The 25,592-nt window shown below is 43.1% G+C and carries 25 protein-coding genes and 1 other annotated feature; of the genes, 18 read left to right on the forward strand and 7 right to left on the reverse strand.

The annotated features are described in order from the left end of the window. The first annotated feature begins 41 nt into the window (after positions 1–41). Both GGR02_RS10540 and clpB read left to right on the forward strand, forming a co-directional pair. Positions 42–221 carry a YjzC family protein gene (locus GGR02_RS10540; protein WP_066323269.1) on the forward strand — a complete coding sequence of 60 codons (180 nt, stop codon included), beginning with the start codon at positions 42–44 and terminating at the stop codon, positions 219–221. A 101-nt stretch (positions 222–322) separates the two neighbouring features. Continuing rightward, positions 323–2,917: an ATP-dependent chaperone ClpB gene (gene clpB / locus GGR02_RS10545; protein WP_183184701.1), complete on the forward strand. Its 2,595-nt coding sequence runs from the start codon at positions 323–325 to the stop codon at positions 2,915–2,917. Between the two features lie 20 nt (positions 2,918–2,937). Here the strand turns inward: clpB and GGR02_RS10550 are convergent, their stop codons facing one another. Then, on the reverse strand, positions 2,938–3,126 hold the full coding sequence (locus tag GGR02_RS10550; protein WP_183184741.1) for a DUF2929 family protein: 189 nt from the start codon (positions 3,124–3,126) through the stop codon (positions 2,938–2,940). A gap of 159 nt (positions 3,127–3,285) precedes the next feature. On the opposite strand from GGR02_RS10550, the gene GGR02_RS10555 reads away from it, so the two are divergent. The 6 genes from GGR02_RS10555 to GGR02_RS10580 all read left to right on the forward strand — a co-directional run bounded on the left by GGR02_RS10555 (position 3,286) and on the right by GGR02_RS10580 (position 8,581). Beyond that, a complete protein-coding gene (locus GGR02_RS10555) occupies positions 3,286–4,017 on the forward strand; it encodes an alpha/beta hydrolase family protein (protein WP_183184703.1) in 732 nt (243 codons plus the stop codon). A gap of 416 nt (positions 4,018–4,433) precedes the next feature. Beyond that, the gene (locus GGR02_RS10560; protein WP_183184704.1) at positions 4,434–5,366 is read left to right on the forward strand and encodes a beta-ketoacyl-ACP synthase III; all 933 of its coding nucleotides are present in this window, start codon (positions 4,434–4,436) and stop codon (positions 5,364–5,366) included. Positions 5,367–5,401: 35 nt separating this feature from the next. Then, entirely contained in the window at positions 5,402–6,640 is a 1,239-nt protein-coding gene (fabF, locus tag GGR02_RS10565) for a beta-ketoacyl-ACP synthase II (RefSeq protein WP_183184743.1), read from the forward strand. An 85-nt stretch (positions 6,641–6,725) separates the two neighbouring features. Then, positions 6,726–7,484, forward strand: a complete 759-nt coding sequence (locus GGR02_RS10570; RefSeq protein ID WP_183184705.1) for a DUF2268 domain-containing protein — start codon at positions 6,726–6,728, stop codon at positions 7,482–7,484. A 66-nt stretch (positions 7,485–7,550) separates the two neighbouring features. Then, positions 7,551–7,754 (forward strand): hypothetical protein, encoded by a 204-nt coding sequence (locus GGR02_RS10575; RefSeq protein WP_183184707.1) that lies wholly within the window; start codon positions 7,551–7,553, stop codon positions 7,752–7,754. Between the two features lie 86 nt (positions 7,755–7,840). After that, positions 7,841–8,581 carry a YjbA family protein gene (locus tag GGR02_RS10580; RefSeq protein ID WP_183184709.1) on the forward strand — a complete coding sequence of 247 codons (741 nt, stop codon included), beginning with the start codon at positions 7,841–7,843 and terminating at the stop codon, positions 8,579–8,581. Between the two features lie 187 nt (positions 8,582–8,768). Here GGR02_RS10580 and trpS read toward each other — a convergent pair whose 3' ends face one another. Next, the gene (gene trpS / locus GGR02_RS10585) at positions 8,769–9,758 is read right to left on the reverse strand and encodes a tryptophan--tRNA ligase (protein WP_183184711.1); all 990 of its coding nucleotides are present in this window, start codon (positions 9,756–9,758) and stop codon (positions 8,769–8,771) included. A 49-nt stretch (positions 9,759–9,807) separates the two neighbouring features. Then, positions 9,808–10,044: a binding site (T-box leader), on the reverse strand. Positions 10,045–10,607: 563 nt separating this feature from the next. Here trpS and GGR02_RS10590 point away from each other — a divergent pair. The 5 genes from GGR02_RS10590 (at position 10,608) to GGR02_RS10610 (ending at position 16,210) form a co-directional block, all read left to right on the forward strand. Then, positions 10,608–12,248 (forward strand): peptide ABC transporter substrate-binding protein, encoded by a 1,641-nt coding sequence (locus GGR02_RS10590; RefSeq protein ID WP_183184712.1) that lies wholly within the window; start codon positions 10,608–10,610, stop codon positions 12,246–12,248. 87 nt (positions 12,249–12,335) lie between these two features. Continuing rightward, complete coding sequence (locus GGR02_RS10595) at positions 12,336–13,271, forward strand: ABC transporter permease (protein WP_183184713.1); 936 nt, start codon at positions 12,336–12,338, stop codon at positions 13,269–13,271. Between the two features lie 2 nt (positions 13,272–13,273). Continuing rightward, entirely contained in the window at positions 13,274–14,191 is a 918-nt protein-coding gene (locus tag GGR02_RS10600; RefSeq protein ID WP_183184715.1) for an ABC transporter permease, read from the forward strand. An 11-nt stretch (positions 14,192–14,202) separates the two neighbouring features. After that, positions 14,203–15,270 carry an ABC transporter ATP-binding protein gene (locus tag GGR02_RS10605; RefSeq protein WP_183184716.1) on the forward strand — a complete coding sequence of 356 codons (1,068 nt, stop codon included), beginning with the start codon at positions 14,203–14,205 and terminating at the stop codon, positions 15,268–15,270. A gap of 1 nt (position 15,271) precedes the next feature. Then, positions 15,272–16,210, forward strand: a complete 939-nt coding sequence (locus GGR02_RS10610; RefSeq protein ID WP_183184718.1) for an ABC transporter ATP-binding protein — start codon at positions 15,272–15,274, stop codon at positions 16,208–16,210. Positions 16,211–16,330: 120 nt separating this feature from the next. Here GGR02_RS10610 and GGR02_RS10615 read toward each other — a convergent pair whose 3' ends face one another. Then, positions 16,331–16,516, reverse strand: coding sequence for a hypothetical protein (locus GGR02_RS10615; protein ID WP_183184719.1), 186 nt, complete (start codon positions 16,514–16,516; stop codon positions 16,331–16,333). Positions 16,517–16,719: 203 nt separating this feature from the next. Here GGR02_RS10615 and spxA point away from each other — a divergent pair, with 203 nt between their 5' ends. Next, a complete protein-coding gene (spxA, locus tag GGR02_RS10620) occupies positions 16,720–17,118 on the forward strand; it encodes a transcriptional regulator SpxA (RefSeq protein WP_066323285.1) in 399 nt (132 codons plus the stop codon). 42 nt (positions 17,119–17,160) lie between these two features. On the opposite strand, the gene GGR02_RS10625 is transcribed toward spxA, so the two are convergent. Continuing rightward, positions 17,161–17,826: a TerC family protein gene (locus GGR02_RS10625; protein WP_183184720.1), complete on the reverse strand. Its 666-nt coding sequence runs from the start codon at positions 17,824–17,826 to the stop codon at positions 17,161–17,163. A 196-nt stretch (positions 17,827–18,022) separates the two neighbouring features. On the opposite strand from GGR02_RS10625, the gene mecA reads away from it, so the two are divergent. From mecA to pepF, 4 genes are all read left to right on the forward strand, one after another. Next, the gene (gene mecA / locus GGR02_RS10630; RefSeq protein ID WP_183184722.1) at positions 18,023–18,697 is read left to right on the forward strand and encodes an adaptor protein MecA; all 675 of its coding nucleotides are present in this window, start codon (positions 18,023–18,025) and stop codon (positions 18,695–18,697) included. A gap of 71 nt (positions 18,698–18,768) precedes the next feature. Beyond that, on the forward strand, positions 18,769–20,277 hold the full coding sequence (cls, locus tag GGR02_RS10635; RefSeq protein WP_183184723.1) for a cardiolipin synthase: 1,509 nt from the start codon (positions 18,769–18,771) through the stop codon (positions 20,275–20,277). A gap of 98 nt (positions 20,278–20,375) precedes the next feature. Then, positions 20,376–21,560, forward strand: coding sequence for a competence protein CoiA (locus GGR02_RS10640; RefSeq protein WP_183184724.1), 1,185 nt, complete (start codon positions 20,376–20,378; stop codon positions 21,558–21,560). Between the two features lie 66 nt (positions 21,561–21,626). Beyond that, positions 21,627–23,441 carry an oligoendopeptidase F gene (gene pepF, locus GGR02_RS10645; RefSeq protein WP_183184725.1) on the forward strand — a complete coding sequence of 605 codons (1,815 nt, stop codon included), beginning with the start codon at positions 21,627–21,629 and terminating at the stop codon, positions 23,439–23,441. Positions 23,442–23,459: 18 nt separating this feature from the next. Here pepF and GGR02_RS10650 read toward each other — a convergent pair whose 3' ends face one another. The 3 genes from GGR02_RS10650 to GGR02_RS10660 all read right to left on the reverse strand — a co-directional run bounded on the left by GGR02_RS10650 (position 23,460) and on the right by GGR02_RS10660 (position 25,416). After that, a complete protein-coding gene (locus GGR02_RS10650; RefSeq protein WP_183184726.1) occupies positions 23,460–23,648 on the reverse strand; it encodes a hypothetical protein in 189 nt (62 codons plus the stop codon). A 486-nt stretch (positions 23,649–24,134) separates the two neighbouring features. Further along, positions 24,135–25,013, reverse strand: coding sequence for a ClpXP adapter SpxH family protein (locus tag GGR02_RS10655; RefSeq protein ID WP_373286628.1), 879 nt, complete (start codon positions 25,011–25,013; stop codon positions 24,135–24,137). Next, positions 25,006–25,416, reverse strand: coding sequence for a globin domain-containing protein (locus tag GGR02_RS10660; RefSeq protein ID WP_183184727.1), 411 nt, complete (start codon positions 25,414–25,416; stop codon positions 25,006–25,008). The genes GGR02_RS10655 and GGR02_RS10660 overlap by 8 nt, the downstream gene beginning before the upstream one ends. Positions 25,417–25,592 lie beyond the last annotated feature (176 nt).

The following is a 25,592-nucleotide window of genomic DNA, read 5'->3' on the forward strand; positions in this document are numbered from 1 at the left end:
GCGGATATGCTAAAGATAAACTTTGAAAAGGGGGAATCACCATGGGACAACCACGCCATTTTAAACCAGGGGATAAAGCACCGAACAATGGCGTCTATATCGAAATTGGCGAAACAGGTGATAATGTGAAACATCCGAAAAAATTAAAGCTGAAAGCCGGAGATACGTTTCCGGAGACGTCTAACCATAATCGCCATTGGACGTATATGCGCAAACCGTAAACCAAAAGCCATCTTCGTCAAGAGGATGGCTTTTGCACTGCTAGAAGAACGTGGTATAATAAAATCAAAGGTCAAAAAAAGTCAAAAAGGTGGTGAAAAAAATGGACATGACGAAAATGACAGAGAAAGTGCAAGAGGCGTTTCTTTCCGCCCAGGCGATGGCGATGCAACACCATCACCAACAACTTGACGTAGAACATCTGCTGCTTTCGTTGTTGCAACAACAAGACGGGCTTGCAAAGCGGGTATTAGAATTATTTCATATTGACGTCGATGCTTTCTATCAAGATGTTCAAGCACTGTTAACGAAAAAACCGGAAGTGCTTGGGGCGGGAAATCAAGTGTATATGTCCCATCGTCTACAGCAGCTTATCATCGCTGCTGAGCAAGAAGCAAAACAAATGTATGATGAGTATGTATCGGTAGAACATCTTTTATTGGCACTTACGAACGAAAAAGAAACAGACATCGCCCGTCTATGGAAAAAATACCATATTAGCCGTGCCAAATTATTAGACGTATTGCGAGAAATAAGGGGGAATCAACGAGTGACGACACCGACTCCGGAAGCAACATACGAAGTGTTAAAAAAATACGGGCGTGATTTAGTCGCGGAAGTAAAAGCAGGAAAAATCGACCCAGTCATTGGCCGCGACAGCGAAATTCGCCGCGTCATTCGCATTTTATCGCGCAAGACAAAAAACAACCCCGTGTTAATCGGAGAGCCGGGGGTCGGAAAAACAGCGATCGTCGAAGGGCTTGCCCAGCGCATTGTTCGCAAAGACGTTCCAGAAGGATTGAAAGATAAAACGATTTTTGCTCTTGATATGAGTGCATTAATTGCAGGCGCTAAATTCCGCGGCGAATTTGAAGAACGGCTAAAAGCGGTATTGAACGAAGTGAAAAAAAGTGAAGGAAAAATTATTTTATTCATTGATGAATTGCATACAATCGTCGGAGCTGGAAAAGCAGAAGGCGCCATCGATGCTGGCAATATGCTAAAACCGATGCTTGCTCGCGGAGAATTGCGCTGTATCGGAGCAACAACGCTCGATGAATATCGGCAATACATCGAAAAAGACCCAGCATTAGAACGGCGTTTTCAACAAGTGCTTGTCGAAGAACCGACCGTCGAAGACACGATTTCGATTTTGCGTGGGCTAAAAGAACGCTTTGAAATTCACCATGGGGTGAACATCCATGACCGCGCGCTCGTTGCCGCTGCGACATTATCAGATCGATACATTTCCGAACGTTTTTTGCCGGATAAGGCGATTGACCTTGTCGATGAAGCGTGTGCGATGATTCGTACAGAAATGGACTCGATGCCGTCTGAGTTAGACGAAGTCATGCGTCGTGTAATGCAGCTTGAAATTGAAGAAGCAGCGCTGAAGAAAGAAACGGATGAAGCAAGCCAACAACGTTTAGCGACGCTGACGAAAGAATTAGCGGACTTGCGCGAAAAAGCAAACAGTATGAAAGCGAAATGGCAACAAGAAAAAGAAGCAATTCAGCAAGTGCATAACGTACGGGCGGCGCTTGAAAAAGCGAAACGCGAATTGGAAGAAGCAGAAAATGAATATGACTTAAACAAAGCAGCTGAATTGCGCCACGGTCGCATCCCAGAGCTTGAAAAACAATTGAAACAACTAGAGCAGGAGATGAATAAGGCAAATGAAGAGGGACGGCTTCTTCGCGAAGAAGTAACCGAAGAAGAAATTGCCGAAGTCGTTTCGCGGTGGACAGGCATCCCGCTGACAAAATTAGTTGAAGGGGAGCGGGAAAAGTTGTTGCGGCTGCACGATTTATTGCATGAGCGTGTCATCGGGCAAGACGAGGCGGTGGAACTTGTTGCCGATGCTGTATTGCGTGCGCGTGCCGGTATTAAAGACCCGAACCGCCCAATTGGTTCATTTATTTTCTTAGGACCGACCGGTGTCGGAAAAACAGAACTAGCGAAGGCATTAGCACAAGCGTTATTTGATAGCGAAGAACAACTGATTCGTATCGACATGTCGGAATATATGGAAAAACACGCGGTTTCCCGCTTAATTGGCGCCCCTCCTGGTTATGTCGGCTATGAAGAAGGGGGACAATTAACGGAAGCGGTGCGTCGAAAACCGTACTCGGTCATTTTGCTTGATGAAATCGAAAAAGCCCATCCGGAAGTATTTAACATTTTATTACAAGTGCTTGACGATGGACGAATTACAGATTCGCAAGGGCGGACAGTCGATTTTAAAAACACGGTCATTATTATGACATCGAATATCGGTTCGCATTTACTCCTAGAAGGGGAACAACTTCTAGAAAAAACGCGCGAACAAGTACTGCAGCAACTTCGCCTTCATTTCCGACCGGAATTTTTAAACCGTATCGATGATATCGTCTTATTTAAGCCGCTCACAATGAACGAAGTGAAAGGAATTGTCGAGAAATTTGTAAAAGAGTTGAGCGCCCGTCTCGCCGATCGCCATATTTCATTAACGTTATCGGAAGAGGCGAAACAATATATCGCAACTACTGGCTTTGACCATGTATACGGGGCACGCCCATTAAAGCGTTTTATTCAAAAACAGATCGAAACACCGCTTGCGAAAGCAATCATTTCCGGACAGATAAAAGACTACAGCACCGTGTTCATCGATTACGAAAATGGAAAAATTACCGTCAGAAGCAAGGAAAGGCTATCCTAAACGGACAGCCTTTCCCTGTTTTAATGATGATGGCGATGTACCGGCTCGTTCGGCAATACGTTAGCGATGATAATGACAAAAACGGTCATCGCTACCCCTAGCAACGCACCTGTTGAGAATTGGTAATAAATTCCTTGCATAGAACCGATAACGTACGTCGCCATTTGCGCTAGTAAAAACGTCCAAAAAAATGTCCAGAAAAATTTCACGCTACTCACCTCATTTCTCCTCTTCTCCCCATATGTTATCACAATTTATCCAAATCGAAAATGTTCTTCTTTATTAGGCATTTACCTGCGCCATTTTTTTATGTTTACATATCTTTTACTGTACTACTATGTTCTTAAAGAAAGTAAGGGTGAAGTCAAATGACAGTTCGGCAACGTTTTTTTCAATTCGACGACCAATGGTGCATTCTTCATTTGCCGGAACGGCCGAACGGCTTTGCTATTTTATTACTTGGCGATGTGAATCACTACGTGACAGATAGTACGAGTTTCTGGTTAGAGCATCACGGAAGAAGAAAATTACTTGAGGAGTTGCTTACTTACGGATACACCGTTTTTTCCTCTCATTTGTACGGGCGTCATTGGGGTTGTCCAAAAGCGGTTCGGCTTACTAAACAACTCATCTACTACGTATTGAAAAGTGAAATATTAAACAATCGTGTATATATATTGGCAGAAGGAATCGGCGCACTCGTTGCGTTGCAATTGCTTGCCGATATACCGACGAAAATTCGAGCGGTTGCGTTGCTTAATCCATGTTTAGACGTACGGGCGCAACTTGCATATGAGAAGGAAAATAAATTTTTTTATAAACGAATGAGAAAGGAAATTGCGACGGCGTACGAAATTCTAGAAACAGAAGTAGAGAACGTCCTTCCGTCCCTAACGCGAACACCGCGGCAAGTGCCGGTGAAAATATGGCAGCTGTCAGGAGTTACTCCTTATCCTTCGGCACTTCATTGTCGCAACTATGAAGAGCAAGCAAGAAACCAAGACGTTCCTGTTGACGTTGTCTATCATTTGCCGGAGAAGCGATATTGTTTTGCAGCTTCTATTCACCAATTTTATGAGCAACATAATGCATTGCCATAACCCTCCTCTATCGTTTGCTTTTCCGATAGAGGAGGGTTCGCTATTTTTTTAACGAATCAACGAAAGAAGAAATCGCGCGAACGAACGGTTTTAGTTGATAAAACGAAGACACAATTGTATCAATGTCTTGCATTAGTTGAAGTAGGTCGAGTTGTTACGATGGGGAAGAAAGTTGTTTAGTACGCTCCTGCGGCGGAGAAGCGCCAAACATTAAGCGGGAAAATCGGTCGGTTGGTTGTACAGGTTTCAATGTGCTTCCCTCCTTTCTCCTTATTAATAGTGTATGTGTATGGATCAACTATCGATTAGACAAACGCGGGATAGGGCAGATTTATATTGCACATTTATAAAAACTCCATTAAAATTAGTACCAAGTAATAGTAATTGGTTATATAATTCTAAAGGAGATGTTTAGTATGGGTGCAGGCATTATCGGAGTCGGTCGCTATTTACCCGAGCGGGTCGTGACGAATGCGGATTTAGAAAAAATGATGGATACATCAGACGAATGGATTCGGACACGTACTGGAATTGAAGAACGGAGAATTGCTCCAGATGATATGGATACATCCGATATGGCGTATTTTGCTGCACAAAACGCGCTCAAACATGCAAACATTACAGCGGCAGACATCGACTTAATTTTAGTGGCAACGGTCACCCCAGACCGCCCATTCCCATCGGTTGCTTGTATGCTACAAGAGCGGCTTGGCGCGACAAAAGCGGCAGCGCTTGATATTAGCGCAGCTTGTGCAGGATTTATTTATGGCATGGTAACAGCAAAACAATTTATTGACACTGGCGCTTATCGGTATATATTAGTAGTAGGTGTTGAGAAGTTGTCAAAAATCGTGAACTGGAGCGACCGCAATACGGCGGTGCTATTTGGCGACGGCGCAGGGGCGGTCGTCATGGGACCTGTTTCGGAAGGACGAGGCATTTTATCGTTCGAATTAGGAGCAGATGGGACAGGAGGAAAACACTTATATCATGAAGAATATGTCGTTATGAACGGCAGAGAAGTGTTTAAGTTTGCCGTTCGGCAAATGGGCGAATCGTGCATTCACGTGCTAGAAAAAGCCGGCTTATCGAAACAAGATGTTGACTTCTTAATTCCGCACCAAGCCAATATACGAATTGTCGAAGCAGCAAGGCAGCGACTAGAATTGCCGGAGGATAAAATGTCAACAACGGTTAGAAAATATGGCAATACTTCTGCGGCGTCCATTCCGATTTCGATCGTGGAAGAATTAGAAGCAGGAAAAATTAACGATGACGATCTTATTATTATGGTTGGCTTTGGCGGCGGCTTAACATGGGGCGCCATCGCATTGAGATGGGGCCGTTGACAACAGTCATTACAAAAGGAAAGAGAGGCAAGCAGATGAAAAAACGAAGAGTCGTAGTGACAGGTCTTGGAGCTGTTACTCCCCTTGGAAATGATGTCGAAACAACTTGGAAAAATATCATTGCCGGACAAAACGGTATTGGACCGTTGACACGTGTTAACCCAGACGATTTTCCGGCAAAAGTAGCAGCGGAATTAAAAGATTTTAATCCAGAGCAGTTCATGGATAAGCGGGAAGCGCGAAAAATGGATCGCTTTACGCAATATGCGGTTGCAGCATCGCTGATGGCGGTAAAAGACGCTCATTTAACGATTACGGAAGAAAATGCTCCGCGCGTTGGCGTATGGATCGGTTCAGGCATCGGGGGAATGGAAACGTTTGAGCAACAGTTTGAAGTTTTCCAGCAGCGCGGGTATCGGCGCGTAAGCCCGTTTTTCGTACCGATGATGATTCCGGATATGGCGGCAGGGCAAGTGTCGATTGTATTAGGAGCGAAAGGAATTAACTCTTGTACGGTCACGGCATGTGCGACAGGGGCGAATTCGATTGGTGATGCGTTCAAAGTCATTGAGCGTGGCGATGCGGACGTCATGATTACCGGTGGAACAGAAGCACCGATTACAAGAATGGCGTTAGCAGGATTTTGTGCCAATACGGCATTATCGACAAACCCAGATCCGAACACAGCGAGCCGACCATTTGATAAAAACCGCGATGGCTTTGTGATGGGAGAAGGCGCTGGTATTCTCGTATTGGAAGAACTAGAGCATGCGTTAAAGCGAGGAGCGCGCATTTACGCCGAGATCGTTGGCTATGGTGCAACAGGCGATGCATACCATATTACTGCACCAGCACCAGGTGGAGAAGGCGGGGTGCGAGCGATGCGTCAAGCATTGGCGGATGCAGGATTGAGGCCAGAAGACATCGATTACATTAACGCGCACGGAACAAGTACAGATTATAATGATAAATACGAAACGATGGCGATTAAAGAAGTGTTTGGCGACCACGCTTATAAGCTAGCGGTGAGCTCCACAAAATCGATGACAGGGCATTTGCTTGGAGCAGCAGGCGCTGTCGAAGCGATTTTCTCGATTTTATCGATTGTTGACGGAGTTATTCCTCCGACCATTCACTACGAAACGCCAGATCCGGAGTGCGACCTCGATTATGTGCCAAACGTCGCGCGCAAACAAGAAGTGCGCGCTGCATTAAGCAATTCGCTCGGCTTTGGCGGCCATAACGCCACGCTCATTTTCAAAAAATATGAGTAACCGAAATGGCGATCTCGGAAAGAGGTCGCCTTTTTTCACCTCTTTTTCTTTCTTCACATACAATGTTGGGAAAGGAGGGAACGGCATGCCGATTGTTCGGACAGATGAATGGATAGAAGAGCATCCGTTAAAACGATGCGAGCGGCTTATTCCTTATTTCGAACAAGCGACCGCCCGCGGAATTTATCTCCATCTTACTCACCACGGAATGTCCTCAGAAAAAGGAAGCGAAACAGTAACGTTAATGAAGCGGAAAAAAATATGGGAGCGAGTCGAAACATTATATGAACAGCTACGCAAACGTTGGAATGGACCGGATATCCCCATTTTTATTTTTCCAGCCAACGCTCACCATCAGGCGTTTGCCCGTGACTTCAACAGTAAAGGCGGGCTTGCATACCACGATAAACTTTTTTTATTTTTATTGCCGCACCATGAAACGAAAGAAATTGCGGCTGTGTTAACCCATGAGTATAGCCATGTTTGCCGGTTGGATAAACAGCGGAAAAACATATATACGCTGCTTGACGGCATTATGTTAGAAGGACTTGCTGAGCAGGCAGTTGGTCGATTTGTCGGCAAAGCATATGAAGCAAAATGGACGACGTATTATTCAGAGGAAGAGGTGCAAAAGTTTTGGAAAAAATACATTGCCCCTCATCAAGCGGTTGCCTCGTCCCACCCTTTACATGATCGTCTTCTTTACGGGCGTGGGTGGTACCCGCGAATGCTTGGGTATGCCGTCGGTTATCATATCGTTCAACAGGCGTTGGAAAAAGAAAGTTTCTTATCATTAATCGAAATGCCATCAGAACGCATCGTTCAAGTCGCAAACTTCGAGTAAAACGTCGTCATCACCGTCCGTTTTTGCACATATACGTAGATTAGGACAAGGTGATGGAGGAAAACGATGCGAATTTTTATCTATTTAGTCGGTTTTGGGCTGTCGGTCATTGGTGGGGTCACCTCGATTGCTTATTTAAACCTTCTTACAGTGGAACGAGGATGGCTTGACTATTTTCGTTTCATTAGCACACGAATTGAATGTTATTTTTTTCTTGTTGGCATCCTTCTTATGTGGCTAAGCCTTTCTTTTCCCTCTCAAGAAGAATGATGGATAAAAAAGGGTGTCGTGGAATAAAATATTCTCCCTCTGCCTATACTGATGGACAAATAGTTTTTGAAGTGAGGGGTATCGTTATGTTATATCTTCATGATATTTGGGTGAATTGGTTTGAAGGGGAAGAGAATGGATATAACGTCTGCCACTTTCATGAATGGCGAAAAGACGATCAAGTCGAATTGCTTGATCAAGTCCCGTTGTTAAAAGTATCTTCAGCCTTATTTCATTACATCGAAAATAGTTTATCGGAAATTCCGCAATCGCTTCTTGACAATGTGTATCAAAAAGCGTATGTTCGTAAAAACCACGAGCGTATTCCGCTAGACTACGGGTTTGTCGTGACCGATGGGAAAGGGATTTTAGCGGTAGATACGCTCGGGTATAACATTCCAATTCGCAAAAGCCGCCTAATTCCAAGACAAGAACAACTCGTTTATGAAATGGCTGCCGGACAACAAGAAGAAACGTACCCGCTCCCACCATATGACAAAGAGTACCATATTTTATCGCCTGCGCCGGAGCTCATGAGCGGTCTGACGCGCAAAGAGCGGCAATTAAAGCAGCTATTATTTATGGCGTTAGATCAGCTTTATTCAACGAAAAATGTCGCGGAAGTGCGCTATTGGTATACGGAGTGGGCGCCGCATAAATATCCATTGATTCAACAAATGTCGTTTGACGAAGCGTGGTGTCAATTATACGAGGAAACGAAGCACGGTTGGTCGGAAAAACATGTGCAATTATGCGAGAAACTCGTCAAAGGACAACCATTCTTTGAGAAATTATGGGAAATAGAACAAGAGCCACACGTGAAATAAGAAAAGCGCAAAGCGCCCGCCTATCGGCGAAGATCGCACAAGCCCCACCGAGGAGGCTGTTGCCGCCGCAGTGTGGGGCGGAGCGACTCGAGCCGATGGCGCTTGGAGCTAGACAACGCCCCACCTAATCGTAAAATTTTATACTTTCTTACCTTATAAAAAGATGCCCCTTTTACGGGACATCTTTTTATTTTCGCTTTCGGCCGAGGCCGATGGCGTCTTCCATTTTCTTTAACATGGCGCTCGCCACGCGGTTCGCTTTTTCTGCTCCTTCATCGAGCACTTGATCGAGTGCGTCGCTTTCCATTAAATGATAATATTTTTCTTGAATTGGCGTGAGCGCGTCAATGATGACTTGGGCAAGGTCTGCTTTAAACAGTCCGTATCCTTTGCCGGCGTATTCTTGTTCCAATTGCTCCACCGACTTATTCGCTAAAATCGAATAAATGTTTAACAAATTCGTAACGCCTGGTTTATTTTCTTTGTCGTAGCGAATCATGCCTTCCGAATCCGTAACGGCGCTTTTAATTTTCTTTTCAATCGTTTTGGCGTCGTCAAGTAACGTAATGTACGATTTTTGGTTTGGGTCCGATTTGCTCATTTTTTTCGTTGGGTCAGCAAGCGACATAATGCGCGCACCGATTTTTGGAATGCGTGCTTCTGGAATCGTAAAAATGTCGCCATATCGCTTATTGAAGCGCTCTGCCAAATCGCGCGTCAGTTCGATATGTTGCTTTTGGTCTTCACCAACTGGGACGATGTCGGTATTGTACAGCAAAATATCGGCAGCCATGAGCGGCGGATACGTCAACAGCCCAGCACTGACCGCTTCCTTTCCTGCCGATTTATCTTTAAACTGCGTCATGCGCTCAAGTTCCCCGATGTAAGCAAGGCATTGAAAAATCCATCCGGCTTGGGCATGAGCTGGCACTTCGGATTGGATGAACAACGTCGCCTTCGCGGGATCGATGCCGACGGCTAAATAAAGTGCTGCCAAGCGGCGAATGTTTTGTCGCAATTCTTTCGGGTCTTGCGGCACGGTAATGGCGTGTTGGTCAACGATGCAAAAATAGCATTTGTATTCGTGCTGCAATTCGACGAATTGACGCATTGCCCCAATATAGTTGCCGAGCGTAATCACTCCACTTGGTTGAATGCCAGACAAAATTGTTTTCATGAAACCACTCCTTTGTCATAAAATAATAAAGGCTCTATCTTCCCATGATGTTAGGGACGATAGAACCGTGTTGCCACCCTAGTTATTGCGCAGTACGCGCGCAATCACTCCGTTCCATCTGACAGAAGCAGATGGCGCCTTTGTAACGTAAGGCAGACGTCCAAGCCTACTTCGCTTCAGCCGGATGCTCAAAAGCCCATTCCATATTGCTAGCCGCTTGTTTCCACCACCCACAAGCTCTCTGAAGGCGATCGCAATATGTACTATTCTTTCTCATCGCATCGTTTTTTGTTACCATTCTAAAACAATCTTCTCGTTTATGCAAGGAAGAGGACAGAGGATTTACCCTCCTTCCACAAACATTTTACTCATACAAATTTTGAATGACAAAGTGTTTTTTAATAATTTCATTCCCTAAATATCTTATTTCAAAAATTATTTTTAAAAAATGAATTTTTGTGAGATGCATGACTAAATATAAGAAGAAACCGAACGTTTATCATTTTTGAACTTAAAGTAAAAACGAAAGATGTAAGCGCTTTATTTTAAGAAATGTAAAATTTTATCATTTACATTTATCGAAAAACACTATAAAATGCTAACTAGCTGAAAAAACAAAGTTACCGCAACAGTTTTAATCAAAATAAAATTCAGAAAACATAAAAATGTGACAAAAAATCTTTTCAAATATATTAATAACGTTTATAATAAAACACAGGTAAAATATTCTGATAAATCAGACGAGAAATGGTACATAATTTAGTGGGAACAAACTGATATTATGAACAAAAGTTCCGCGCTTTGACGCCGGGCTTTTGCATATAAAAATTTTTTTAGGGGGGAAATCCATTGAAGAAAAGACTATCACTTTTGTTCAGCCTTATGTTAGTGCTGAGCGTCTTTCTTGCTGCGTGCGGCGGGTTTAACAAAAAAGAATCTGCTGGTGAAAAAACAGGCGGCGAGAAAAAAGCCGATGTTTCGCAAGAATTGCGCGTGAACATTAACACAGAGCCATTCTCTTTACATCCAGGATTAGCGAACGACTCGACTTCTGGTACTGTATTGCGCCAAACGTTTGAAGGGTTGACAGTTATTAAAGACGGAAAACCTAAGTTGGCAGCAGCAGAAAGCTATGATGTTTCTGATGACTTAACAACGTACACGTTCAAATTGCGCGATGCAAAATGGACGAACGGTGACCCTGTCACTGCGCAAGACTTCGAGTATGCGTGGAAATGGGCGCTTGATCCGAAAAACCAATCGCAATACGCTTATCAGCTTTACTACATTAAAAACGGTCAAGCGTTTAACGAAGGAAAAGCAAAAGCAGAAGACGTTGGTGTCAAAGCGCTTGATGACAAAACATTACAAGTTACACTTGAAAACCCAACACCTTATTTCTTAGAACTAACAGCGTTCTATACGTACTATCCAGTAAACAGCAAAATTGCACAAAAAAATCCGGATTGGTACAAAAACGCTGGTCCTGACTACACATCAAACGGACCGTTCAAAATGACAACTTGGGAGCATAACAATAAAATCGTTCTTGAAAAGAACGAAAACTATTGGGATGCGAAAAACGTAAAACTTACAAAAATCAGCATGTCGATGGTTAACGATCCGAACACAGAACTTTCGATGTTCAATAACGGTGAGTTAGACTGGGCTGGTTCGCCAACAGGTACGTTGCCAACAGATGCGCTTCCGCAATTAAAACAAGAAGGTAAGCTTCATGTGCAACCGATTGCGGGCACATATTGGTTAAAATTTAACACAGAAAAAGCGCCATTCAACAACGTAAATATTCGTAAGGCACTCGCATATGCGATTGACCGTAAAGCAATCGTAGAAAACGTTACAAAAGGGGAACAAGTACCAGCGATGGCGGCTGTGCCACCAACAATGTTCCCAGAGAACAAAGAAGGTTACTTTAAAGATAACGATGTTGAAAAGGCAAAGGAATATTTGAAAAAAGGGTTAGAAGAGCTTGGCTTAAAAGATGTGAAACAATTACCGCCAATCACATATTCGTTTAACACATCTGAAGCACATGCGAAAATCGCTCAAGCGATTCAAGATATGTGGAAGAAAAATTTAGGCATTGAAGTAAAACTTGAAAACGCTGAATGGAATGTTTATATTGACAAATTGCATTCTGGCGATTATCAAGTTGGCCGCATGGGTTGGTTAGGTGACTTTAACGATCCAATCAACTTCTTAGAATTGTTCCGTGACAAAAAAGGCGGCAACAACGATACAAACTGGGAAAATCCGAAATACAAACAATTGTTGATTGACTCGCAAAAAGAAAAAGATCCAGAAAAACGGAAACAAATGTTAAAAGACGCAGAAGCAATCTTAATGGATGAGCTTCCAGTTGCACCTATCTACTTCTATACACAAACTTGGGTGCAAAAAGACAACTTAAAAGGCGTTGAATTGTCAGGTCTTGGCGACGTCCAATTCAAATGGGCATATTTTGAATAAGATGGTGGATGAAGGTATATGGGAATTTTCCCATATACCTTCATTTCGCGATATAGAGTATTTGCAAAAAAATGGAGGTGTTTCAATATGTTGCGGTATATATCAAGACGGTTATTGTCGATTTTGCTGTCGCTTTTTTTAATTATTACCGCTACGTTCTTTTTAATGAGAGCCGCACCGGGGGGACCGTTTTCAGGCGAGAAAAAATTGCCTCCGGAAATTGAGAAAAATTTAAATGAATATTATGGACTTGACCGTCCGTGGTATGAACAATACACGGATTATTTAGTATCCATTGCGAAATGGGACTTTGGTCCGTCGTTTAAATATAAAGGACAAACGGTCAATGATTTAATTAATGAAGGCTTCCCTGTGTCGTTTTTCCTTGGGATGGAAGCGTTATTATTAGCGGTTAGCCTCGGCATTTTATTAGGGGTTATTGCTGCCTTAAATCATAACAAATGGCAAGATTATGGAGCCATGATTTTTGCTGTTCTCGGCATATCTGTTCCAAGCTTTATTATGGCGTCGCTTTTACAATATGTATTGGCGATTAAACTAGGACTGTTTCCAGTCGCTCGTTGGGAATCGCTTCAACATACCGTATTGCCAGCATTGGCGCTTGCAGCGACACCGATGGCATTCATTGCCCGCCTCACTCGCTCAAGCATGTTGGAAGTACTAAGCAATGACTATATCCGTACAGCGAAAGCAAAAGGGCTTTCGAAAGGACAAATTACGGTGAAACACGCCATTCGTAACGCATTATTGCCAGTTGTCACATATTTAGGTCCATTATCGGCTGCGGTGTTGACAGGAAGCTTTGTCATTGAGAAAATTTTTGGTATTCCAGGGCTTGGAAGTCAATTCGTATTAAGTATTTCCAACCGTGACTATACAACGATTATGGGAGTCACTGTCTTTTACAGCATTTTGCTCCTGTTCTCGGTTTTACTCGTGGATATTGCCTACGGTTTAATTGATCCACGTATTAAATTAGCCGGTGGGAAGAAAGGAGAGTAGTTATGCAGCAACTTCCGAAAGAAATGTTTCAACCTGCATCGGTTGATTTAAGCGAAGCGGAAAAAATTTCGAAGCCGAGTTTGTCTTTTTGGAAAGACGTTTCGATTCGTTTTCGCAAAAATAAATTAGCAATGTTTGGGCTCGTGTTGTTAATTCTATTAGTATTTATGGCGATTTTCGGTCCACATATGACGAAATACGATTACTCGACAAACGACTTAATGAACACAAACAAACCACCTTCGGCAGAACATTGGTTTGGAACGGACGACCTTGGTCGTGACATTTTCACCCGGACATGGTATGGGGCGCGCATTTCGTTATTCATCGGACTAGCAGCAGCGTTAATCGATTTATTCATCGGTGTCCTTTGGGGAGGAATTGCTGGATTCCGCGGTGGAAGAACAGATGACGTGATGATGCGAATTGCTGATATTTTATGGGCGGTTCCTTACTTGCTTTTAGTTATTTTATTAATGGTCGTGTTAGGGCAAGGGTTAGGCACGATGATTTTAGCGATGACGATTACCGGTTGGATTAACATGGCGCGCATCGTTCGCGGACAAGTTCTTCAGTTGAAAAGCCAAGAGTACGTGTTAGCAGCGCAAACGTTAGGGGCAAACACGTCAAGAATTATGTTTAAACATTTAATTCCGAACGCGATGGGTCCAATTCTTGTCACATTGACATTATCGATTCCATCTGCTATTTTCACAGAGGCGTTTTTAAGTTATTTAGGTCTTGGAGTTCCACAACCTTTAGCAAGCTGGGGAACGATGGCTTCTGAAGGGGTACAAGCATTGCAATATTATCCATGGCGTCTATTCTTCCCGGCTACGTTCATTTGCTTAACGATTTTTGCGTTTAACGTTGTCGGTGACGGGTTGCGTGACGCATTAGATCCAAGATTGCGTAAGTAAGGGGTGAAGACATGGAAAAGTTATTGGAGGTAAAAGACTTACAAGTATCCTTCCAAACGTACGGGGGAGAAGTACAAGCAGTCCGCGGCGTCAGCTTTCATTTGAATAAGGGCGAAACACTGGCGATCGTTGGTGAGTCTGGTTCGGGAAAAAGCGTCACGTCGCAAACGATTATGCGCTTAATTCCAACACCACCAGGAAAAATTAAGAGCGGACAAATCATTTTTAATGGCGAAGATTTAGCGAAAAAAACAGATAAAGAAATGGAAGCGATTCGTGGAAAAGATATCGGGATGATTTTCCAAGATCCGATGACGTCGCTCAACCCGACGATGAAAGTCGGACATCAGATTATGGAAGTGTTAGTGAAACATTTAAAAATGGACAAGGCAGCTGCGAAAGAACGGGCGATTGAGTTGCTTCGTCTTGTTGGTATCCCAATGCCTGAAAAGCGGGTAAATCAATATCCGCACGAATTTTCCGGTGGAATGCGGCAGCGGGCGATGATTGCCGTTGCGTTAGCATCCAATCCGAAACTGCTCATTGCGGACGAGCCGACGACGGCATTGGACGTAACGATTCAAGCACAAATTTTAGAATTAATGAAAGATTTACAGAAAAAAATGGGAACGTCCATCATTTTTATTACGCACGATTTAGGGGTCGTTGCCAACGTTGCTGACCGTGTGGCAGTCATGTACGCAGGGAAAATTGTCGAAATGGGAACGGTCGATGAAATTTTTTATGACCCAAGACACCCGTATACGTGGGGACTACTCGCTTCGATGCCAAGCCTCGATAGCGATGATAAATCGGAGCTCGCAGCCATCCCTGGCACACCGCCGGATTTAACGAATCCGCCAAAAGGAGATGCGTTTGCTCCACGTAATCCATATGCGATGAAAATTGATTTTGAACTAGAACCACCGATGTTCAAAATTTCTGATACACATTATGCCGCAACGTGGTTGCTTCATCCGGATGCACCGAAAGTCGAGCCACCTGAAGCAGTAAAGAAGCGGTTGCGCCAGCTCTCCTCTAACTATCCACAACCAGTTATTGTAAAGGAGAGTGAATAACATGGCTGAAAAACAAAAATTAATTGAAATTAAAAATTTAAAACAATATTTCCCGGTTGGGCACGGGCAAGTGATTAAAGCCGTCGACGGCGTAACGTTCGACATTTACAAAGGCGAAACGCTTGGGCTTGTAGGGGAGTCCGGTTGCGGAAAATCGACGACAGGGCGGACGATTATCGGATTATATCAAGCGACGAGCGGGGAAGTGTTGTTTAACGGCGTAAGCGTTCATGCGAAAAAGACGTCGCAAGAATTAAAACAACTGAAGCGGAAAATGCAAATGATTTTCCAAGACCCATACGCGTCGCTTAACCCGCGGATGACGGTTGCCGATATTATCGCAGAAGGCATTGACATTCATGGGCTAGCGAAAACGCAAGAAGAACGCATGAAGCGCGTCTATGAACTGCTGGAGACAGTCGGATTAAATCGCGAACATGCAAACCGCTATCCGCACGAATTTTCCGGCGGTCAGCGCCAACGGATTGGGATTGCGCGCGCATTAGCCGTAGAGCCAGAGTTTATTATTGCCGATGAGCCGATTTCGGCACTTGACGTATCGATTCAAGCGCAAGTCGTTAACTTAATGAAAAAGTTGCAACGCGAAAAAGGGTTAACCTACTTATTTATTGCCCACGACCTTTCCATGGTTAAATACATTAGCGACCGCATCGGCGTCATGTATTTCGGAAAAATGGTTGAATTGGCGGAAGCGGAAGAATTGTACCGTAACCCAATCCACCCATATACAAAAGCATTGTTGTCGGCGATCCCGCTTCCAGACCCAGAAACAGAACGGGTGCGCAGACGCACGGTTTACGACCCATCGCAGCACAACTACAAAGAAGGCGAACCGCTGGAATTCCGCGAAATTACGCCAGGGCATTTTGTATTATGTTCGGAAGAAGAATACAAAAAATATAAAGCGATATACAGCTGATCTCTCGTTTCGAGAGATCTCTTTTTTGTTATTATAAAATATTTTTATTAATTTTACTATTTTGATTTTAAAAAAATCTCGAGGTGAGTGCTCGAGATTTTTACGTCGTCTTTCGTTTGTTTAGCTTTTTTTGCCGCCGACAAGCCGCCAGCCAGTTTGTGTTTTCATTGACTCGTCTACATGTTCGGTCCGTTTTGTTCCGCCGAATACGCTTTCGCCAATGCCGTTTGTAATAACCCCCATCAATGCAGTAATGCCGATGACAAGCCCACCGACAATCGCTAAATCAAGGAAATATTGTCCCATATCGCATCCTCCCATCTTGCCTGTACCTTTCCTTTTTTATTGTAGATGATTTTTTAGCAGGAGGGAAGCGGTTACCGGAAAAGATTTTGAAAAAATCTACCTTTTTGCTTGGATTTATTGTATAATATACAACATGAAAGTCATTTTAAAGTAAACATGTACATTATAATATAGAAGCCATCCTGCTAAAAGGAGTGAAAGCGATGGTCAAATTGTATACATCCCCTAGCTGCACATCGTGTCGGAAAGCGAAAATCTGGCTAGAAGAGCACGATATACCGTATGTCGAGCGAAATATTTTTGCGGAGCCGTTAACGATTGAAGAAATTAAAGAAATTCTTCGTATGACCGAAACGGGGACAGACGAAATTATTTCGACGCGTTCAAAAATTTTTCAAAAACTTAATATAAATCTCGAAACGTTGCCACTTCAAGATTTATATGAGATCATTCAAAAACATCCAGGCATTTTGCGGAGACCGATTATTATTGACGAAAAACGTCTGCAAGTCGGCTATAACGAAGACGAGATTCGCCGCTTTTTGCCGCGGAAAGTGCGCGCTTATCAACTTCGGGAAGCGCAGCGCCTTGTCAACCAGTAAAAAACTTCTACATGGGATTCCATGTAGAAGTTTTTTCTCTACTCACGTAAAACGGTGCCGTTTTTTTGCGACTCCCCCGAACAAGACAATGAGTAAAGCTGTAAGAAACGGGAGGAAAGAACGGACAAGAGGGATATTATCGTACAAAAATTGCATCCGTTCTTCTGCCGTTAACATTTTCCCAGCTGTGTAGGCTAACAGCGCCGCTCCGATATAAAGAAGAAAAGGATACCGTTCCATGGAATAAAGAATGAATTTACTGCCTAAAATGATAATCGGAACTGAAACAAGAAAGCCAAATACGACAAGCGACGGATGGCCGTTGGCAGCACCAGCAATGGCGACGACGTTATCTAATCCCATGACAACATCTGCGACGACAATCGTTTGTACCGCTTTCCAAAGCGATGTTTCCGACTTAATGTGCGCAGGGGCATTTTCTTTTTGGACTAATAATTTAAATGAAATCCAAAGCAGTAAACAGCCGCCGGCAAACTGTAAAAACGGGACTTTCAACAAAACGACGACGGTGGCGGTCAACAAAATTCGCACGATAATGGCAAGCGTCGTGCCGAGGACGATGGCAGTATTGCGCTTATGCTCCGGCAAATTGCGGCTTGCCATGGCGATGACGACTGCGTTATCTCCACCAAGAACGAGATCAATGCCGATGATGAGAAGGATAGATGTCACATACTCGCTTATCATATATGTCCCTCATTTCTTTTTTCTTTCATCACTATGTATAGTAGGACATGTTTTCTTTCAGACTATTTTTTTAAAAATGGGGTTTTTTTATTTCCCTTCTTGCGTGTTTTATCATAAAATAGAGGTACAAGGTATATCCTTGGCGGGGGTAAAAAAGTCCCTTCAATCTTATTTTTTTCAGAAGGGAGAGATGGCAATGGAAATGGAGCGTATTAATGAGCATACGGTGAAGTTTTATATTTCGTACGTTGATATAGAGGAACGCGGATTTGACCGTGAAGAAATTTGGTATAACCGCGAACGAAGTGAAGAGTTGTTTTGGGAAATGATGGATGAAGTCCATAACGAAGGGGACTTTTCGCTAGATGGACCGCTTTGGATTCAAGTGCAAGCGCTCGACAAAGGACTAGAAGTGTTGGTGACAAAGGCGCAAATTTCTAAAGATGGAAGCAAGTTGGAACTTCCGCTTCCAGAAGAGCGGTTACGCGAATTTCCGGTCGATGAACGAATCGAAGAACTTCTTGACCAACATTTCCACATTGAACGCGACCAAGAGTTGATACAAGAAGACGACGAAAGTGTTTTACATTTTACGATTTCTTTTAAAGATATTGAAGACGTTATTGCTTTGGCGCATCGTGCGGATTTTTCGCACATCCGAAACCGATTGTTTTTATTTGAAGGTCGCTATTACTTATACGTCGAATTTTCCGAAGAGTACACGGAGGCCGAAGTGGACAACTGGCTTTGCTTGTTGTTAGAATTCGGGAACGATTCGCCAGTTACCGTTCACCGATTAGAAGAGTACGGAAAAGAAATTATTCATGAAAATGCGTTAGCGACGCTAGCAAAACATTTTCCATTAAAGTAAAAACCGATTTCCGCTGTTGAAATCGGTTTTTTCACGCATCGTGGGCAGTAGATAGGATAGGGTGAATATCATTGCGAAATACGTTACAAGTGCTTATTTTTTTACTGCTATTAAGCGTTTTTTTGTTTTTTACGAAAAGCTATTGGGAAGGTTGGCTACTTGGGTTTCTTAGCCTTCTCATCACATGCTCCGTTATTTTTATTGCTTTTGTAATTTCGCTAGAAAATAGAAGGCCTGCTCAGACGTTAACATGGCTTGTGGTGCTTGGAAGTTTTCCGCTCGTTGGCTTTTTCTTTTATATTATGTTTGGGCGAAACTACCGGAAGCAGCGGCTATTTAAAAAGAAAGCGATGCTTGATGAGCAAATGTTTTTAAAATACGAAGGGCAACGCGCTTCCATTCGACAAACGAACGAATTAAAAGAGCATCAACAGCCGCTATTGCGCCTAGCGCATCGCCTTGGGAAAAGCCCAATATCGCTGTCGACAGAAACGAAAGTATTGACGAACGGGGAAGAAACGTTTGCCGCTATTTTTGCAGAATTGGAAAAAGCGACGCATCACATTCATTTAGAGTATTATATCGTTCGTCATGATGATGTCGGACAACGTTTAAAAGACATTTTAATTGCGAAAGCGAAAAAAGGGGTGCACGTTCGTTTTTTATATGATGCGGTTGGCAGCTGGAAGCTGTCAAAAGCTTACGTGCAAGAGCTGCGCGAGGCGGGAGTGGAAATGGTTCCTTTTTCCCCTGTCCGTTTGCCGTTTTTAAATAATAAAATCAATTTCCGCAACCATCGGAAAATCATTGTCGTTGATGGGACGGTTGGCTTTGTTGGCGGGTTGAACATCGGGGATGAATATTTAGGGAAAAACGAATACTTTGGCTTTTGGCGCGATACGCATTTATGGATTCGCGGGGAGGCAGTTCGCACGTTGCAGCTCATCTTTTTGCAAGATTGGTATTACATGACGGGAGAAACGTTATTGACGTTAAATTATTTGTCGCCGACGCTTACGTTTAGCGGCGATCGGGGTGGGGTGCAGCTAATTGCCGGAGGTCCCGACCAAGAATGGGAAGTGATTAAACATTTATTTTTTGCGATGATTACATCAGCCAAACAGTCGATTTGGATTGCTTCCCCATACTTTATTCCGGACGAAGATATTTTAACGGCGCTAAAAGTAGCGGCATTAAGCGGAATCGATGTGCGGATTTTAGCACCGAAACGCCCGGATAAAAAAATTGTCTTTTATGCTTCCCGTTCCTATTTCCCTGAACTGCTAGAGGCAGGGATTGACATTTATGAATACAACAAAGGCTTTTTACATAGCAAAATCATTGTGGTCGATGGGGAACTTGCGTCGATTGGGACGGCAAATATGGATATGCGTAGCTTTCATTTAAATTTTGAAGTGAACGCTTTTTTGTATCACACAGAAAGCACAAAAAAACTTGTCGAAGATTTTTTGCAAGACTTTCTCGATTCCGAGCGAATCGACTATGATGCGTTTAAAAAGCGACCGTTTTCGATTCGCGTCGTCGAATCTGTCTGTCGGCTATTATCGCCATTATTATAAACGCCTAGTTTAGGCGTTTTCTTTTTATAGAGAAGGATTTTAAGCGTGCGTACGCGAATAAATAAGTGACATTGCTCGCTAGGAAAGGAAGTGGTTTTTTGCTTGTCGCAGTATTAAAAAACGGACAATCGTTTTCGCTTATCGATCGGTGGACGAAAGAGCAATTGATGCAATTGCGCAAAAACGAATCGTTTTTTTGCCCCGCATGTCAACAAGAAGTGATTTTAAAACTTGGCACAAAGCGAATGCCGCACTTCGCCCATAAAAAAGAAGGCGCTTGTCCGTTTGAACAAGAAGCGGAGTCGCCGTATCATCTTTCAGGAAAAACGGATTTATTTCATTGGCTTAAAGAGCAAGCGCTAAATGTTCGATTAGAGCCATATTTTTCGTCCATTCAGCAACGGCCGGATCTTGCGGTCGTAGCCGATCGAGTGTATGCCATGGAATATCAATGTTCGACGTTGAACGAATCGTTATTTTTGAAGCGCAATGCTTGCTACAAAGAAGAAGGGATTCAGCCGCTTTGGATATTAGGAGCGCATCATTTGCAACAGCTTACGATGTATCGCTACAAACTTCCACGCTTTCAATGGTTGTTCGTCCAACAAAGTGTTTCTCCACCATGCCAACCGATGATTTTGTACTATTGTCCACAAACGAAACGACTCATTCGTCTTATACAGCTTATTCCGTTCTCCTCGTACTACACGTTTTCCGTTCCAGTTGTCGAAAAGTTAGAAAAGCTATGTTTTCACGAGTTACTTCATCTTCCGTCTGTGCAGCTTCCTACGTTGTTTTGGACAGAGTGGCTTGCACAAAAGAAAAAATGGCGGCTTACGTTTACGATGTACCCTTCGGCGACGAATCGAGCGATTTGTGCGGATTTTTATCCCCACCACTTGCCAGCACTTTTTCCTTGTGAGGCAGGCTGGCCAGTTGCACACGGCTATTTGTTTGAAACCCCGGCATTTATTTGGCAAACATATCTCTTATTATTTTTGCAAAGCAATGACGTCTATTCGCTTTCTTCTTTGTATGCATCGCTAAAAGAAAAAATAGCGGAACAAAAAATTGTCTTGCGTCATCTTCCGCTCGCCCAAGCATATGCTTATACGAGGGCGGTTTACGAATATATTGATTGGCTTTCGCAGCTCGGCTATGTGCAATGGGTACATAAAAAAGCGATTCGTCGCGTAAAGGAATGGACGTACCCTCGCACGCTAGAGGAAGCACTAGTGGAAGATCGCCGCTTGCTTGAGCGTATAAAAAGAAAATCGTTATAATGAGAGAGGAAAATAACGAAAAAGAGCGAATACTACTACAGTATAATGTTTGAAGGAGGACGATGTATGACGGAAAAGAAAACGGTGAAAACATTGCCGAAGCGCAGTGAAATTCCAGTCGAAGAAACGTGGCGATTGGAAGATATTTTCCCAACAGACGAAGCGTGGGAACAAGAATTTCAACAAGTAAAAAACATGATACCAAAGTTATGTGACTATCAAGGGCGGCTTGGGGAGTCGGCGGACGTCCTTTACGAGGCGCTTCAATACCAAGATGAATTATCGATGCGGATTGAAAAACTATATACATATGCGCATATGCGCTATGACCAAGATACGACGAATTCGTTCTATCAAGGCTTAAACGACCGCATCACAGGGCTATATAGCGAAGCATCAAGCGTAATGGCGTTTATCGTGCCGGAGATTTTGGCGATGGACGAAACAAAAATTCAGTCGTTCCTTGCGGAAAAAGAAGAATTAAAGCTTTATGAGCATGCGTTAGACGAAATTAACCGCCAACGTCCACATGTGCTGTCAGCACAGGAAGAAGCGCTATTGGCGCAAGCCGCAGAAATAATGGCTGCTTCGAGCAACACGTTTGGAATGCTCAATAACGCTGATTTAAAATTTCCAGCAATTATTGACGAAAACGGCGATGAAGTGGAAGTGACGCACGGCCGTTACCTTCGTTTCCTTGAAAGCGAAGACCGCCGCGTCCGCCACGATGCGTTTAAGGCGGTATATGAAACGTACGGAAAATATAAAAATACGTTCGCAAGCACGTTAAGCGGTGCAGTGAAAAAAGATAACTTTTTTGCCCGCGTTCGCCGCTATGAATCGGCGCGCCACGCAGCGTTAAGCAACAATAACATCCCAGAAAGCGTCTATGACAATCTCGTGGAAACGATCAATAAAAACTTGCATTTGTTGCATCGCTACGTCCGATTACGGAAAAAAGTGCTTGGCGTGGACGAGTTGCACATGTACGATTTATACGCCCCGCTTGTCAAAGAAGTAAAAATGGAAATTACTTATGAACAAGCGAAAGATTATTTAGTAAAAGGACTTGCGCCGCTTGGCGATGAGTATATAAACATCGTGAAAGAAGGATTAGAAAACCGATGGGTCGATGTTCGTGAGAATGTTGGAAAACGAAGCGGGGCGTATTCTTCAGGGGCTTACGGAACGAACCCATACATTTTAATGAACTGGCAAGATAACGTAAACAATTTATTTACCCTCGCCCACGAATTCGGTCATTCCGTTCATAGCCACTATACGCGAAAAACGCAGCCATATCCGTACGGCAGCTATTCAATTTTCGTTGCGGAAGTAGCATCGACGTGCAATGAAGCGCTATTAAATGACTATTTATTAAAAACGATCGATGATGAGAAAAAGCGGCTTTATTTATTGAACCATTATTTAGAAGGGTTCCGTGGCACGGTGTTCCGGCAAACGATGTTTGCGGAGTTTGAACATATGATTCATCAAAAGGCACAAGCTGGGGAAGCGTTAACAGCGGATTCGCTCACATCGATGTATTATGAATTGAACAAAAAATATTTTGGCAACGACATCGTTGTAGATGAAGAAATCGGGTTAGAGTGGGCACGTATTCCGCATTTCTACTATAACTATTACGTCTATCAATATGCGACAGGATTCAGCGCAGCGACAGCGTTAAGCAAACAAATTTTAGAAGAAGGAAAGCCAGCGGTGGACCGTTACATTGAGTTTTTAAAAGCTGGTAGCTCCGATTATCCGATTGAGGTGTTGAAAAGAGCAGGCGTGGATATGACAACGGCGCAGCCGATTCAAGAAGCATGCGACGTATTCGCACAAAAGTTAGAAGAAATGGAACAATTATTATCGTAACGCAAAAACGAATGTGGGCTACCACATTCGTTTTTGAAATCCTTTAAAACGATTGCGATTATTCAATGTCCAAAGCGTGCATAAAATGGTAACGAACAAAAGCGGCATCGTTAAAAAGAGCGGAAATAAATGCATAAGCCCTAATAAATTGAGAAAAAAGGAAACCGCTACAGCCAACAGCCAAAAAATAATTGGAAGTGTCTTCATCGTATCCCTCCAAAATGGTTCTATTCCATCGTATGAGCATGAGTTGTCCAAACATGCACGAATAAGTAGTTTATGACAAAATCGTGAACAATTGAACAAAAGGGTTGCGAAATCGAGCAATCGTTGATATGATAAATACGTGAATGAAATCACAAACAACCTTATACCCCTTTGTTTGACCGTGAAAAATTTCTCCCATCCCCTTTGTTGTCTTAATGACAATAAACGAAAAGATCCGGCTTCGGCCGGATCTTTTCGTTTACGTGGACACAATGAATCCACGAGCAGTAATTGTCCTACTTGCTCATGGATGTTTTGTGGCTCTTCACCACAAAATGTACTTGACAAAGAAAAATGTTCATGATACTTAAAATCAAAACGATCATTTTTTCATTTTTTACCATTCTTCTTGTTTGAATAATATCGGCATCATAATTTACTTTAAAAGTCAAGTACATCTTTCGGTGATGAACCTGTTTTGTTCGATTATTCCACGTATCGCCAAAACGTTCCATATTTCACCGGAACTTTTTCGACGATTTGCTTTAGCTGCAGTTTTTTCATTTCTGTTTCAACTTCTTGTATATCTAAATCGTACACGACTGCGATTTCTTTCGTGGCAACAAACTTAAAATATTGTAAAAACAATTCCAGCGGAGGCGGTGGCGCTGGTTCAGGACGAAAGCCGAGCATATCGTTAATAAGTTCAACGTAAATGCTATATGGATAGCAACCAGAAATTTTAATTCCTTCTTCTTCGATATTTTCATTAAAGAAGACGAGCGTAGGTACTTCTTGGACGTCCATTTCGGCGGTAATTTTTAAGTCGCATTGGAATGCTTTTGCTGCGCTATTGGAGTGAAGGTCTTTTAGAAACTCGTCAATATCTAATTCTACACTTTTTGCGCATTCAACGAGCACTGACACATCCGAAATATTTTGTTTTTCTAAAAAAAGCACTTCTTGCAATTTGCGCAAAAAGCGAATGCCCGCGCGCTTTCCTTGCAATTCAGCTGCTTTAATGGCAATCGAGGCTGCGTATGGTGCTGGGATTGGGTTTTCAAGCCATAAACTTCCATCACAAGACATGCCGGAGCGGCTAGCCGTGCGCTCCCACGTATGCGCGAGCGCTTCAAATTTTTGCTTCTTTCGAATATTTAATGTCGCTAGTTTGCCGCTTAATACATGCTTTAATGTAAAAAACCGCCCATATTCAATAAGCAATTTTTTGATGACTGGTTCAAGCGCCCAACATTCCGGACAGAGTGGATCGATAAACAAATAAATTTCCAACGGCTTTTTTTCATTATGGCAATGCTGGAAGGCAAACGTCTCTACCTTGCCCCCAGCCATCTTGTCATTCAAACGAAAGCTCCTTTCTGTCGTGTTCTGGAGTATTAATCATATGTTGGGCGGTTAAAACGAGGCGTTGATACAATTCATCGCGCGCTTGTCCAGACAAACCGACTTCATCCATCGCTTCGCGCATACAGGAAAGCCAAGCTTTCGCACGCGTCGGAGTAATTTCAAATGGCAAATGTCTCGCCCGTAACATCGGATGACCATGTTCTTCCGTATAAAGCGGCGGTCCGCCTAAATATTGGGTTAAAAATTGCTTTTGTTTTCTTGCCGTTTCGGTTAAATCGTCTGGAAAAATTGGTTGTAAATCAGGATGTTTGGCAACGCGGGCATAAAAAGCTTCGACCAGCTTTGTTACTATCTCTTCCCCACCAACCAACTCATAAGGTGTTTTCCACTGTTTTGCCATTTCAATAACTCCTTTAGCCGAAAAATCTTGTACTCCTATTGTACCAACGAACTACGCATATCTCAAACAAAGTGAATTAATAGATTGAGTCAAGAGTTTGTGGGAGATTTTTTTTGATATTTCGATTCTCTGGATATATTTGGTTTAAATAACCCAGTGTTTGTAAGCGTTTTCTA

The sequence above is a fragment of the Anoxybacteroides voinovskiense genome (assembly GCF_014196205.1).
Taxonomy (GTDB): Bacteria; Bacillota; Bacilli; order Bacillales; family Anoxybacillaceae; genus Anoxybacteroides; species Anoxybacteroides voinovskiense.

Coding starts and splice junctions, on each gene's coding strand:
- GGR02_RS10605 (WP_183184716.1), top strand. CDS start 14,203: ATGGAAAAGTTATTGGAGGTAAAAGACTTACAAGTATCCTTCCAAACG.
- GGR02_RS10555 (WP_183184703.1), top strand. CDS start 3,286: ATGACAGTTCGGCAACGTTTTTTTCAATTCGACGACCAATGGTGCATT.
- GGR02_RS10600 (WP_183184715.1), top strand. CDS start 13,274: ATGCAGCAACTTCCGAAAGAAATGTTTCAACCTGCATCGGTTGATTTA.
- GGR02_RS10660 (WP_183184727.1), bottom strand. CDS start 25,416: ATGGCAAAACAGTGGAAAACACCTTATGAGTTGGTTGGTGGGGAAGAG.
- GGR02_RS10595 (WP_183184713.1), top strand. CDS start 12,336: ATGTTGCGGTATATATCAAGACGGTTATTGTCGATTTTGCTGTCGCTT.
- GGR02_RS10575 (WP_183184707.1), top strand. CDS start 7,551: ATGCGAATTTTTATCTATTTAGTCGGTTTTGGGCTGTCGGTCATTGGT.
- GGR02_RS10625 (WP_183184720.1), bottom strand. CDS start 17,826: ATGATAAGCGAGTATGTGACATCTATCCTTCTCATCATCGGCATTGAT.
- GGR02_RS10540 (WP_066323269.1), top strand. CDS start 42: ATGGGACAACCACGCCATTTTAAACCAGGGGATAAAGCACCGAACAAT.
- GGR02_RS10580 (WP_183184709.1), top strand. CDS start 7,841: ATGTTATATCTTCATGATATTTGGGTGAATTGGTTTGAAGGGGAAGAG.
- clpB (WP_183184701.1), top strand. CDS start 323: ATGGACATGACGAAAATGACAGAGAAAGTGCAAGAGGCGTTTCTTTCC.
- GGR02_RS10650 (WP_183184726.1), bottom strand. CDS start 23,648: ATGAAGACACTTCCAATTATTTTTTGGCTGTTGGCTGTAGCGGTTTCC.
- GGR02_RS10570 (WP_183184705.1), top strand. CDS start 6,726: ATGCCGATTGTTCGGACAGATGAATGGATAGAAGAGCATCCGTTAAAA.
- fabF (WP_183184743.1), top strand. CDS start 5,402: ATGAAAAAACGAAGAGTCGTAGTGACAGGTCTTGGAGCTGTTACTCCC.
- GGR02_RS10610 (WP_183184718.1), top strand. CDS start 15,272: ATGGCTGAAAAACAAAAATTAATTGAAATTAAAAATTTAAAACAATAT.
- spxA (WP_066323285.1), top strand. CDS start 16,720: ATGGTCAAATTGTATACATCCCCTAGCTGCACATCGTGTCGGAAAGCG.
- GGR02_RS10560 (WP_183184704.1), top strand. CDS start 4,434: ATGGGTGCAGGCATTATCGGAGTCGGTCGCTATTTACCCGAGCGGGTC.
- pepF (WP_183184725.1), top strand. CDS start 21,627: ATGACGGAAAAGAAAACGGTGAAAACATTGCCGAAGCGCAGTGAAATT.
- mecA (WP_183184722.1), top strand. CDS start 18,023: ATGGAAATGGAGCGTATTAATGAGCATACGGTGAAGTTTTATATTTCG.
- GGR02_RS10615 (WP_183184719.1), bottom strand. CDS start 16,516: ATGGGACAATATTTCCTTGATTTAGCGATTGTCGGTGGGCTTGTCATC.
- trpS (WP_183184711.1), bottom strand. CDS start 9,758: ATGAAAACAATTTTGTCTGGCATTCAACCAAGTGGAGTGATTACGCTC.